The organism is Plantactinospora sp. BB1, assembly GCF_003030385.1.
In the GTDB taxonomy this organism is placed as follows: Bacteria; Actinomycetota; Actinomycetes; order Mycobacteriales; family Micromonosporaceae; genus Plantactinospora.
Map to the genome: position 1 here is coordinate 407,294 of NZ_CP028159.1, position 11,843 is coordinate 419,136.

12 protein-coding genes are annotated in these 11,843 nt (G+C 70.6%); 3 read left to right on the forward strand and 9 right to left on the reverse strand.

The features are described from left to right. Positions 1–38: 38 nt before the first annotated feature. A complete protein-coding gene (locus C6W10_RS01625; RefSeq protein ID WP_234361566.1) occupies positions 39–914 on the reverse strand; it encodes a carbohydrate ABC transporter permease in 876 nt (291 codons plus the stop codon). Beyond that, positions 907–1,827, reverse strand: coding sequence for a carbohydrate ABC transporter permease (locus C6W10_RS01630; protein WP_107256020.1), 921 nt, complete (start codon positions 1,825–1,827; stop codon positions 907–909). Before C6W10_RS01630 ends, C6W10_RS01625 begins: the two co-directional genes overlap by 8 nt. Before the next feature lie 335 nt (positions 1,828–2,162). Between C6W10_RS01630 and C6W10_RS01635 the strand changes: the two genes are divergently transcribed. Next, positions 2,163–3,257: a LacI family DNA-binding transcriptional regulator gene (locus C6W10_RS01635; protein ID WP_107256021.1), complete on the forward strand. Its 1,095-nt coding sequence runs from the start codon at positions 2,163–2,165 to the stop codon at positions 3,255–3,257. Positions 3,258–3,551: 294 nt separating this feature from the next. On the opposite strand, the gene C6W10_RS01640 is transcribed toward C6W10_RS01635, so the two are convergent. From C6W10_RS01640 to C6W10_RS01655, 4 genes are all read right to left on the reverse strand, one after another. Continuing rightward, complete coding sequence (locus C6W10_RS01640; protein ID WP_107256022.1) at positions 3,552–4,412, reverse strand: hypothetical protein; 861 nt, start codon at positions 4,410–4,412, stop codon at positions 3,552–3,554. Beyond that, on the reverse strand, positions 4,409–5,218 hold the full coding sequence (locus C6W10_RS01645; RefSeq protein ID WP_159104415.1) for a hypothetical protein: 810 nt from the start codon (positions 5,216–5,218) through the stop codon (positions 4,409–4,411). The genes C6W10_RS01640 and C6W10_RS01645 overlap by 4 nt, the downstream gene beginning before the upstream one ends. A 131-nt stretch (positions 5,219–5,349) precedes the next feature. Then, a complete protein-coding gene (locus C6W10_RS01650) occupies positions 5,350–6,072 on the reverse strand; it encodes a restriction endonuclease (RefSeq protein ID WP_107256024.1) in 723 nt (240 codons plus the stop codon). Between the two features lie 145 nt (positions 6,073–6,217). Beyond that, on the reverse strand, positions 6,218–6,574 hold the full coding sequence (locus C6W10_RS01655; RefSeq protein WP_107256025.1) for a DivIVA domain-containing protein: 357 nt from the start codon (positions 6,572–6,574) through the stop codon (positions 6,218–6,220). Positions 6,575–6,765: 191 nt separating this feature from the next. On the opposite strand from C6W10_RS01655, the gene C6W10_RS01660 reads away from it, so the two are divergent. Next, a complete protein-coding gene (locus C6W10_RS01660) occupies positions 6,766–7,185 on the forward strand; it encodes a CU044_2847 family protein (protein ID WP_107256026.1) in 420 nt (139 codons plus the stop codon). Between the two features lie 73 nt (positions 7,186–7,258). On the opposite strand, the gene mptB is transcribed toward C6W10_RS01660, so the two are convergent. Both mptB and C6W10_RS01670 read right to left on the reverse strand, forming a co-directional pair. Beyond that, positions 7,259–8,923, reverse strand: coding sequence for a polyprenol phosphomannose-dependent alpha 1,6 mannosyltransferase MptB (gene mptB / locus C6W10_RS01665; RefSeq protein ID WP_107256027.1), 1,665 nt, complete (start codon positions 8,921–8,923; stop codon positions 7,259–7,261). A gap of 149 nt (positions 8,924–9,072) precedes the next feature. After that, entirely contained in the window at positions 9,073–10,425 is a 1,353-nt protein-coding gene (locus tag C6W10_RS01670; RefSeq protein WP_107256028.1) for a lysine N(6)-hydroxylase/L-ornithine N(5)-oxygenase family protein, read from the reverse strand. Positions 10,426–10,623: 198 nt separating this feature from the next. On the opposite strand from C6W10_RS01670, the gene C6W10_RS01675 reads away from it, so the two are divergent. After that, on the forward strand, positions 10,624–11,583 hold the full coding sequence (locus C6W10_RS01675) for a methionyl-tRNA formyltransferase (protein WP_107256029.1): 960 nt from the start codon (positions 10,624–10,626) through the stop codon (positions 11,581–11,583). Between the two features lie 96 nt (positions 11,584–11,679). Here the strand turns inward: C6W10_RS01675 and C6W10_RS01680 are convergent, their stop codons facing one another. Next, the gene (locus C6W10_RS01680; RefSeq protein WP_369937670.1) at positions 11,680–11,805 is read right to left on the reverse strand and encodes a hypothetical protein; all 126 of its coding nucleotides are present in this window, start codon (positions 11,803–11,805) and stop codon (positions 11,680–11,682) included. Between the last annotated feature and the right edge of the window lie 38 nt (positions 11,806–11,843).

The window sequence follows — 11,843 nt, forward strand, 5'->3', positions numbered from 1 at the left end:
TTCCCGGCGACGGTGCCGGGGCTAGGGGTTGGAACGGTTCACTTGAGGCCGGTCGTAGCCAGCCCCTGCGTCAGATAACGCTGCCCGGCGAGGAAAAAGCCGAAGATCGGCGCCAGTCCGACGATGGACATGGCGAAGAGCTGACCCCAGGCGGTCTCGCCCTGACCGTCCATGAAGGACCGCAGCGCCACCGGCACCGTGTAGAGGTCGGGGTTGGTCAGGAAGATGAGCTGGCTGAAGAAGTCGTTCCAGGTCCAGATGAAGGTGAACAGCGCCGAGGTGGCCAGCGCCGGTACGGAGAGCGGCATGATGATCCGCCAGTAGATCCGTACGTGCCCGCAGCCGTCCATCCGGGCCGCCTCGTCGAGTTCACGGGGCAGCGAGCGGATGAACTGCACCATCAGGAAGATGAAGAAGGCGTCCGTGGCGAGGAACTTCGGCACGATCAGCGGCAGCGTCGTGTTGATCCAGTCGAGCTGCGAGAAGAGGACGTACTGCGGCACGATCAGCACGTGGATCGGCAGCATCATCGTGGCGAGCATCGCGGCGAAGAGGATCCGCCGGCCCCGGAACTCCAGCCGGGCGAAGGCGTACGCCGCCAGCGAGCAGGAGAGCAGGTTGCCGACGATCGAGGCGACCGCGATCACCGCCGAGTTCCACAGGTAGTGCTGGAACGGGTGCTCCAGCGCCGTCCAGCCGCCGGTGTAGTTGCCGAGGTCGAACTCGCGCGGCCAGATCGACGGGTCCCGGAAGATGAGTTCGGTCGGCTTGACCGAGCTGGAGACCATCCAGAGCAGCGGATAGACCATCACCACGCCGAAGACGATCAGCAGGGTGTGTTTGGTGATCCGCCGGGCCGGCGGGTCGGCCCGGTCACTCGGGCGCACCGGGGCGCTGGTCGTCAGGTCAGTCACCGTAGAACACCCATCGCTTGGCGAAGAGGAAGTTGAGGCCGGTCAGTACGGCGATGATCACCAGCAGCGTCCAGGCCAGCGCCGACGCGTAGCCCATCTCGAACGAGCCGAAGCCGCGCTCGTAGAGGTAGAGCGTGTAGAGCAGGGTGGAGTCGGCTGGGCCGCCGCTGCCGCCGCTGACCACGAACGCCTGGGTGAAGCTCTGGAAGGCACCGATCATCTGGAGGATCAGGTTGAAGAAGATGATCGGGGTGAGCAGCGGGATGGTCATCCGGAAGAACTGCGAGACGGCGCCGGCACCGTCGACCGAGGCCGCCTCGTAGTACATGCTCGGGATCTGGCGCAGCCCGGCCAGGAAGATCACCATCGGCGCGCCGAACGTCCAGGCGTTCAGCACGACCAGGGTGCCCAGCGCGTAGTCCGGGTGCGACACCCAGCTCACGCCCTCGATGCCGACCTTCGCCAGCAACTGGTTGACCAGCCCCTCGCTGCCGAAGATCTGCCGCCAGAGGATCGCGATGGAGACGCTTCCGGCCAGCAGCGACGGCAGGTAGTAGACCGAGCGGTAGATGGGCAGCCCGCGTACGCCCCGGTTGAGCAGCATCGCCAGGCCGAGGGCGAGGGCGAGCTGCACCGGTACGGAGACGAAGACGTACTGGAAGGTGACCAGCAGCGACTTGTGCAGCCGGGAGTCCTCCAGCATCCGCCGGTAGTTCTCCAGCCCCAGCCACTCGGGCGGGCTGAGCAGGGTGTAGTCGGTGAAGGAGAGGTAGAGCGAGGCCAGGATCGGCCCGATGGTGAAGACGACCATCCCGACGATCCACGGCGTGAGGAAGCCGTACGCCACCCGGGTTTCCCGGCGACGCGGCCCGGACCGTGCGGTGGCGGCGGGTCTGCCCGTGCGATCGCTCATCGGAGCACCCTTCGGCGGAGATACGTCGCGGGTGGAGCCTCGGTGCCTACCCGTCCTGCCGTCACGCCCACCATGCCCGCGGGGCCCCGGATCCGGGCTGAGTAACCAGTTTCTAACAAAGCCAACATCAACTGTCAACGCATCGACCTCTCCCTAACTAGCTGTGCGAACGTGGTGGCACGGATCGGCGACAGATCGAAGAAACCGGTTGCTATCAAGATCGAGCAACCGGTATCTTCGGGCCCACCGGATGGCCACCCGGGCGTCGGCGGACGACCCGGCGCGATGTCCTGGATGGACGGCCGCCAACAGCGGCCACCCTTGGGAGATTCGAGATGAGCCTGACCGGAGACCGCCGCGCCGGGCAGCCGGCCGACGAGCCGACCGGCGCGGCGCGACCGGGTCGACGCAGGTCCGCCCGCTCCGACCGGCCCGCCGCCACGATCGGCCGGGTCGCCGAGGCCGCCGGAGTCTCCCGGGCCACCGTCTCCCGGGTGATGAACGGCAGCCCGACCGTGGCGGCCGACCTCGCCGCCCGGGTCCGCGCCGCCGCCGCGGAACTGAACTACGAGCCGAGCCTGGTCGCCCGCAGCCTGGCGCTGGGACGCACCAGCACGGTGTCGCTGATCGTCCCCGACCTCTCCAACCCGATGTTCCAGGACGTGCTGCGCGGGCTCAGCCACGCCGCCGCCGGCCGGGGGTACCGGCTGCTGGTCGCCGAGTCCAACGAGAACGTCGCCGAGGAGGCGATCCTGGCGGTGGAGGCGCGCCGCCGCTCCGACGGACTCGTCCTCGCCTCGCCCCGGGTGCCGGAGGCCGAACTGCGCGCCCTCAGCGACCGGCTCGCCCCGCTCGTCCTGCTCAACCGGGACCTGCCGGGCAGCAGCGTCCCGTCGCTCTCGGTCGACTACGCGGCGGGGATCACCGCGATCGTGGGCCACCTGCGGGCCCTCGGCCACCGCCGGATCGTCTACCTGGCCGGACCGGCGGCCAGCACCTCCGACCGGGAACGCCGGGCCGCGCTGCGGGCAGGCTGCGCCGCCGAACCGGTCTGCGCGCTGACCGAATTGAACTGCGGCGCCACCTTCGACGACGGGCACGGCGCGGCCCGCGCGGTGTTGCGCAGCGGTGCGACCGCGGTGGTGGCCTTCAACGACATGGTGGCGTTCGGCGCGCTCAGCGGCCTGCACGAACTCGGCATCGGAGTACCCAGGGACGTGTCGGTGGCCGGCTTCGACGACATCCCGTTCGCCCGCTACACCACCCCGCCGCTGACCACCGCCTCGATCCCGCGCAACGAACTCGGCCGGCAGGCCTGGGACCGGCTCTGGTCACTGCTGGGTGGCGGTCCGGCCGGACACGACGTGCACTTCCAACCCCGACTGCTGGTCCGGGACAGCACCGGCCCGGTACCGGCCGGGCGAGCGTAGGGGCGGTGGGGATGACCGGACCGGGCTGGATCAGCGTGCACGGCGACCGGCTGGTCGACCCGACCGGGCGGACGGTCCGGTCGCGTGGACGCGGCGGGCTCAGCCGCTACGCCGCCACTAGCACAGGTCCCGGACATAGGTCCGTCTCTTTCGCGATAATGAAAGACGCATTCGGTGATCAGCCCGCTCAGTGGAAGCGCGGACAGCCACGGTTGCCGTCCTCGGTGTTGCTTTACTGCTTCCACCCTTCACCCGACGCCACGTCAGACGGGTCAGCGGTCGGCCGATAGCGCCCTACTGTCGGCCGAGTCCACGCCCCTCGACGAGGAGTCGGTGCGCCGCCGCGATCGTAGGGGTGACCGTTTCGTACAGATAAGGGACCCCCGTCAGTGCACCCCAGCGGTGGATCCCGCGGGCCGATGGGTGGGTCAGCGCGGCGACCAACATGTTGACGCCTGCGACCTCAACCTGCTCCAGATGCGGACCGAGTGGGCGCCGGTTGGCCATTAGCGGATCGAGGGCGCGGTAGAGCCCGGCGCCTTGGACGATGCAGAACGTCGGCCGCAGAGTCTTCACTGTCGCCGCCAGATGCGGCAGGCAGTTGCGATCCATCGTCGCGTTCCCCAATGACTTGCCTGCATTGCCCGCTATCACGGAGCACAGTCTCAGATTCGCCATGGCGTAGGCGTCGAAGAGATGTACGTAGGCGCGGCCGTCTCGCATCCGCAGAAACTCGCCCCCAAGGTCGTCCCCGGGCGCCCGCCCGACGGCCAGTCGCAGTGCGCTCGTCACCCCCTTCATGTGCGGATTGCGGTTTCCGAAGCGCAGCGCGGCAGATTCGAGCACCTCGGCCCGCCGTTCATCTAACGTGACCCCGGCACGAGGCCGACCTGTCTCGATGGCGACGACCAGGATGCGCCACGACTTCCCGTTGTACGCCAGGTCATAATGACGTCCTACGTGTGAGAGTTGCGCCTCGGCGAAGACCGCCTCGGACCGCCGCGCCCCCTCCCGCGTGAACAGCGTCGACCGCCGGCAACCCCCCAGGTTGCGGCAGACGCACCGCCCCGTCGGGTCAAGGACGTTCCCTGCCATGTAGCGGCGGAGCATTTCAACACGGTTGGCAGTGGTCGCCGGATCGCTGGTGAAGTTCATGCCGACACGCCCGGGCCGTGACTGCCAGCGCCCTGCAACGCCGTGCGGAGAAGGGCCGTCTCGGAAGGGCTCGGCGGGCCAGCGCTGCCCTGATGCCATTCGATAACGAGCGACTGCCCCGACGGCAACGCGTAGGTCCGCACCGCCCTGACGCACTTAGCCGATCCGTAGTCGGCGCCACCTCGGCCCCACTTGCCGGTCAATCTCAGGTCCAGCGCTTGTGCGATGTGGTCCCACGATCGCCGAAAGGCGAATACCTCTCGGATGCCCCCAAACTCGGCAATTGGCCGCCAGACGAACTCGTCGATGATCTCCGGTGCCGGCCGCAGTGGCGCGGTGATGACGGTGGAGTGCCACGGGAAACACTCGAAGATCAGCAGATCACGGTGCTCGGCGGAAGGATCATCGAGCCAGTTCCGGGCGAACCGCAGTCGTGCCTTGTGGTAGCGGTTGTCGCCCATGCGATCCGTCCAGGTGGAACTCAGGTAGGGAAAACCCAAAGCCCATTTCGTGTACGAGCCCGTCTGGCGGATTTCGTCGGCGAAGATCCCGTTGCGGGCCTGGAAGAGCGGCTCATAGCGACCGGGATTCAGGCCGAGCACGACCACCCGAGGCGAGTGCTCTATGCCGAGCAGGTCGCCCTGGAACGGCTCCGGGAACCCATGCCGAGTCACCTCGCCGGGCCCAACGCCTTGATATGCCTCGAACCACTTAGGGAGGGGATCCGACATACTATCCGCTCCGTCGAGCCACTCGTTAGTGTGGGCGTCCCAGAACTCCGCAACCCGCTGCCGTGCCGATGTCATGCCGAGGAACCTAGCGACGGCCGATCCGCTCCGCCAGAGCACGAGCGGACGACCGGCGTTCACCGGTTGAGTCGCGAGATTGACAGCGAGAGCCAATTTGGACACGGCGCTCCGACAGTCGGCCAGGCGACTCAGCACCGGCCCAGCGACCCGGGTGGCAGCCCGGCGTACGCCCAGTCGCCCAGGTCCGACCGGTCAACCAGGCCGATCCCCAGCTCGCGAGCCAGCCGCAGCCCGTCACCGGCGGCGAAGAAGCCGTTGGTGATGATCACGCAGACCTCGCCCCGGTGGATGCTCCGGCAGGTGCCGGCGAAGCGCTGGATCGCCGCGCTGCCGACCCGGTTCGTCGGGCTGTGCCGCTTGCACTGCACGACCACCCGCCGACCGTCCGGGGAGATGGCGGTGATGTCCGCGCCCCGGTCGGCGGCACCACCGCAGACCGTCACCCGGGAGAAGCCCGAGCGGCTCAGCAGGGCCGCCACCCACCGCTCGAACTCGGCCCCGGTCATCGTGTCGGTCGCCTCGACGTGCCGGGCGCGTACCGCCGACCCGGTCGCGTCGCGCAGTCGCGCCCGGATCAGCAGGGTCAGCACTCCGGCGCCGACCGCCGCCAAGCCCACGGCGATGACGACCGCCCAGACCGGGTGCCGCTGGACGAAGTCGACGACCACCCAGGCCAGCACCAGCGCGCCGACCACCGCGCCGAGCCACCAGCCCGGCCGGTCCGGCGCCGAACTGCCGCCGTGACGTCGGCGCGGATAGGAGCGCCGGGGGCGCGAACGGCGGGTACGGGAGCGGTAGTGCCCGCGAACCCGGGTGCCGTCCCGGCGGGTGTACGAGTGCACTCGCGGCATCAGGTCTCCCGGCGAGGGCGCAACGACCGCCGCCGCGTCACGCGCGGACTCAACTGACGCGTCACTCGCGGAGTCAACTGGCACGTCACTCGCGGCGCCAACTGGCGCCTCACTCGCGGGGTCAACTGACGCGTCACTCGCGGAGTCAACTTCGGAACAGCGGGTCGCCGAACGGCGACCTCGGGCCACCACCCGAGACCGCGGCCTCGATGCGGGTGAGCCGGGCCCTGATCTCTTCGAGTTGGGCGAGGATCGCGGCCTGCGGCTCGGTCGCCACTCCGCCGGTCGCCACTCCGGTCGCCACTCCGGCCGCTGTCACGGCCGGCGCGACGGTAGATGTGGGTCGCCCACCCAGCACCGTCAACTCCTCGATCAGTGCCGAGATGGTGCTCTCGACCCTGTCCAGGAACTCGTCGACGTCCTGCTCGTCGTACCCGCGTCGACCGAGGGTCGGCTTCCGGAAGGACACGTTGCGGATATCCGACGGAGTCAGCTGGGACATCGACCGGCCTCCTGATGGGGAGCTGGAACACTGCTGGACTGGACCGTTCCGTCTGGACCTTCGAGGGTATCGACGTCGGACAAGGTCGCCCGGTCGACGGCACCCGCCCGCGGCCCCTGCGGCGCTCCGGAATGGCCACGGTTCGCCACTAGACTGGGTCGGCCGCAGTTCGTCGACGGGTGAGGACGGCAATGACCTACTACGTGGAGATCCCGGTCGACGACGAGAGCACCGTGCTCGTCGAGGTGACCCACCAGGTCACCGGGGTCGCCCCGGCCGGTCGTTCCCGGGAGGTGGTGACCCGGCTGTCGGAGACGTTCGGCGAGGCCTTCGACCGGTTCCACCGGCTGGCCCAGAGCGCGGCCGCGCAGGCCCGCGACGCGGGCGGGGCCGACCGGGTGGCGATCGAGTTCGGTCTCAAGGTGGCGGCGAAAGGTGGTTTCGTGGTCGCCGAGACCACCGGCGAGGCCCACATGAAGGTCACCTTCGAGTGGAACCGGGGCACGCCGAACCCGACCGCCGCCGAAGCCGACCAGGACCCGGCCGAGGAACGGAACGCCGAGCCGGATTCGGCGTCGACGGACCCGACCGGACCGGGCAGCGCCGACTGATCGAACGCCGGGTCGACACCCGCTCCCGCTCGCCGGCCGAATCGCCTGCGGCAGGCGGTCGGAGACTCCCCCGCTACACCGGCGACCGTCGCCGCCCGAGGAGCGCACGGATCCGGCGCCGCCCGAGGAGGGCACGGATTTGGCGCCGTCGCCACGCGTCGACCCGGCCGAGCACCGTCCGCGAATCCCCGGCCAACTCCGGGGAGCGTCCGAGCACCAGCCGTGGGCGCCGCACCAGCATCCGGAAACGCCCGGGCGCGCTGGCTGAAAATCCGTCGACGCGACCACCTGCCCGCGACCCCCTGCCGGCCGACTCCCCCGAGCGACCGGCCGGCGGTCGGGCGGGCCGGGCCGGGCGGGTGGGCCTCCGCCCCGCCCGGCGGGCCAGCAGCCAGCCGGTCAGGAGCAGGTCGAGCAGCGCGCCCGGGAGCTTGGTCCTGGTGACCAGGCCGAGGCTGTCCGGCAGGGTGAGGAAGACCAGCCCGGCGGAGCCGGCGTCGAGCAGGACACCCAACCGTCCCCGGGGTGCGGCGGTCGCGGCCAGCACCGCGATCCCGGCGAGGGCGTACCAGGCGTAGAAGACCGGGCCGAGCAGCGCGGTGGCGAGCAGCGCGACCCCGGCGGCGGGCACGGCGACCGCGACGCCGCCGCGCAGCGCCCGACGCCAGGCGAGCAGGAGTACGCCGCCGAGCACCGCCAGCCCCAGCAGCCGGGCCACCTCGACCGCGCTGCCGAACGCCTCCGGCCTACCCGCCGCGCGCAGCCCGTAGCCGACCGCCATGCCGATGCCGGTCGGGATCGACGACCACTGCACGCTGCCGGCGGTCGCCGGCCAGGTCCGGACGAAACCGAGGCCGTGCCCGGTCACGCCGGCCAGCAGCAGGAAGCTGCCGAGGGTCGCCCCGGCCAGTACCACCCCGGCCGCGATCCGGCGCCGACCGGTGCGGGCCCACGGCACGACCGCGAGCGCGAACGGCACCACCACCAGCGCGGTGGCCTTGACCGAGGCGGCGGCCCCGAACGCGACCCCGGCGACGGCCAGCCGGGCGGGCACGGTACGCAATTCGACGGCGGCCAGCAGTCCGAGTACGACCAGCCCGGCGAGCAGCGCGTCGTTGTGCGCCCCCGAGACGACGTGTACCAGTGGCAGCGGGCCGATCGCGCCGAGCCAGACCACCCGGGCCGGGTCACCGGCACAGTGCCGGGCCAGCCGGGCGCCGGCGGCGGTGGCCAGCAGGGTGCCGCCGATCGCCACCAGCCGCAGCATGGTCACCGCGAGCGGCAGGTGGCCGCCCGACACCCTCGCGGCGAACTCCTCGACGAGCAGCCAGAGGGAGCCGTACGGTGCGGGTGTCTCCCGCCAGCTCGGCGCGACCCGGTTCAGCCACCGGCAGGGCAGCGCGTCCGGCCCGACGGCGTACGGGTCGAGCCCGGCGGCGGCGATCTCGCCCTGGCAGGCGTACGCGTAGATGTCGGTGCTGCCCAGCGGCGGTGCCAGCAGCAGCGGCACCGCCCAGAGCGCCCCGGTGGCGAGCAGCCAGCCCGGCGCGGTGACGGCGCGCAGCCGCCACCAGACGGCGACCAGCCCACCGGCGCCGAGCAGCCACAACCCGACGCCGACCGCCCAGCCCGGCCCCCGGTCGGTGGCCGAGCCGGCGAGGTGGGCGCTGGCCGCCGTCAGCGCGCTGCCGAGCAGTCCCAGCCAGCGCAGTCGGGCCGGTAAGAGGCTCTCCCGCATCCGGGCAGGGTCGCCGGGGCAGGTGAACCTCCGCCCCGCTCCCGGCTACCTGCCGGCGAACATCCGCCGACCGTCCGCCGACCGTCCGCAGACCGCAGCAGCGCCGACGACCGGAACGGCTGACGAGAACGAGTGGCCCGTCAGCAGTGTCAGGCCGGGCCGGGCGCGCCGACGTATTCGGGTTCGCGGTCGAGGGCCGGGCCGGCGGCGCGGGCGCGGATCGAGCCGAGGATCTCGGCGGCCCGGACGGCGGTGTTGGAGAGCAGCGAGGACGAGATGCCGTGGCTGTGTTCGGTGCCGCCCTGGAGGTAGATGCCGGCCCGGACCTCCGGGTCGGTCCGCAGCCGGTAGTCGCGGTCGACCAGGGCCCGCCCGGCGTCGTCCCGCAGGCACACCTGCGCCGCCTCACCGAGCAGGTCGAACGGGTCGACCGGGCGGTATCCGGTGGCGAAGACCACCACGTCGGCGTCGAGCACGGTCTTCTCGTTGCTGACCAGCGACTCCACCACCATCCGCACCCCGTCGGGGGTACGGACCGTCTCGACCGGCCGGGTCAGGTTGAGGATCCGGAGCCGCTCGACGCCGCGTACCTTCTCCTGGTAGACCCGCCGGTAGAGTTCGTCGATGAGTTCGGAGTCGACAACCGAGTAGTTGGTGTTGCCGTGGTAGGCGAGCATCATCTGCTTCACCTCCGGCGGCGCCGTGAAGTATTCGTGCACGGCCCCCGGGTCGAAGATCCGGTTGGCGAAGGAGCTGTCGTCGGCCGGGCTGTAGCCGTACCGGGAGAAGACCGCGCAGACCTCGGCGGCCGGGAACTCGCGGTGCAGGTGGTCGACGGCCTCCGCCGCGCTCTGCCCGGCACCGACCACGACGAACCGGGTCGGCTCCGACGGCACCAGGTCACGCAGGTTGGGCAGCAGGTCGCGGCTGTGCCAGACCCGGGTGTCCAGGGTGATCCCGGCCGGCAGGTACGGCCGCAGCCCCACCCCCAGCACCAGGTTGCGGGCCCGGTAGCTGACCGGGGCGGCGGAGCAAGGGCCGGCCTGGGCCAGCACCTCGAAGTGGTCGAGTTCGCCGTCCTGCCAGACCGGGCGTACGTCGACCACGTCGTGCCCGTACCGGACCATGTCGTCGACCTGTGCCGCCGCCCACTCCAGGTAGTCGTGGAACTCGACCCGGGACGGGAAGAGGTTCTTGTGGTTGATGAAGTCGATCAGCCGGTCCCGACTCTGCAGATAGCAGAGGAAGCTGAATCCGCTGGCCGGGTTGCGCAGCGTCACCAGGTCCTTCAGGAACGACACCTGCATGGTGGCGTCGTCGAGCAGCATTCCCCGGTGCCAGCCGAAGCTGGGCTGACGCTCCAGGAAGACGGCGCTGCCGATCCCGCCGGGGCCGGCGCTGGCCTCGCGGACGGCGATGGCCAGGGCGAGGTTCGACGGACCGAAGCCGATGCCGAGGAGATCGTGCACCTGGGAGTCGTCGCTGCGATTGGTTCGTGACATACCTGTCCCATCAGTCTGCCGGCCAATCGGCGGCGTGGTGGAGGACTGGATCCCGTGCGGACCCGGTGCGGCTGGCGCGGACGGTCGACCATCCGTGGCATTTAGGTTAGGCTAACCTACACCAAGGTCAAGAACAATATGGACCACCTGACCGGTACGACCGGGGCGAGACGAACCGAGGCGAAGAGGAGACCGTCGATGCGGGTTGTGATGTTCGGCTACCAGACCTGGGGGCATCGCACCCTACAGGCGCTGCTGGACTCCGAGCACGAGGTGACCCTGGTCGTCACGCATCCGAAGAGTGAACACGCGTACGAGAAGATCTGGGACGACTCCGTCGCCGAGTTGGCCGAGAAGCACGAGGTACCGGTGCTGCTGCGCAAGCGCCCCGGCGACCCCGAGCTGATGGAGCGGCTCCGGCAGGCCGCGCCCGACGTGATCGTGGCGACCAACTGGCGTACCTGGATCCCGCCGGAGATCTTCAACCTGCCGCCGTACGGGACGCTGAACGTGCACGACTCGCTGCTGCCCGCGTACGCCGGGTTCAGCCCGCTGATCTGGGCGCTGCTCAACGGCGAGCAGGAGGTCGGGGTCACCGCGCACCTGATGGACGAGACGCTCGACGCCGGCGACATCGTGCTGCAACGCGCGATACCGGTCGGCCCGACCGACACCACCACCGACCTGTTCCACCGCACGCTGGAGCTGTTCGGCCCGATCACCGTGGACGGACTGGCGCTGATCGCCTCCGGCCGCACCGACTGGACCCCGCAGGACCGCTCGAAGGCGAGCTTCTTCCACAAGCGCTCGATCGAGGAGAGCCGGATCGACTGGAACTGGCCGGCCGACGAGATCGAGCGGCTGGTCCGGGCGCAGTCCGACCCGTACCCGAACGCCTTCACCCACCACGACGGCGCGCGACTGCGGATCCTGGCCGCCCGGGTCTCCGAGGGGCGCTACGGCGGCACGCCCGGCCGGATCTTCTACCGGGAGGGCGACGGCGTGGTCATCGTGGCCGGCGCCGACGCGCGCCGTGGGCACCGCCCCGGCCTGGCGATCACCCGGGTACGCACCGACGACGGCCGGGAACACGCCGCCGGCGACTACTTCCGGACCATGGGCGGCTATCTGACCCGCTACCCGGACGGCCGGCTCTAGAAAGCCGAGCCGCAGACGCCACCGCCGGTGGTGGTCGTCCTCGCGAGGCTGACGCCCTCCGGCGGGGACGGCCACCACCGGGCCGGCGGAGGTCGGCTACCGCACGCCCGCCTCGACGGTCAGGGTCCCGGCGGCGGCGTCGATGGTCGCCCGGGCACCCAGCGGGATGGTGAGCTGTCCGTCGCCGTGCCCGAGGCGGAGCCCGCCCAGCACCCATGGCACCGATGCTATTGATCGTCCACAAGCGATCCTGCACGTCG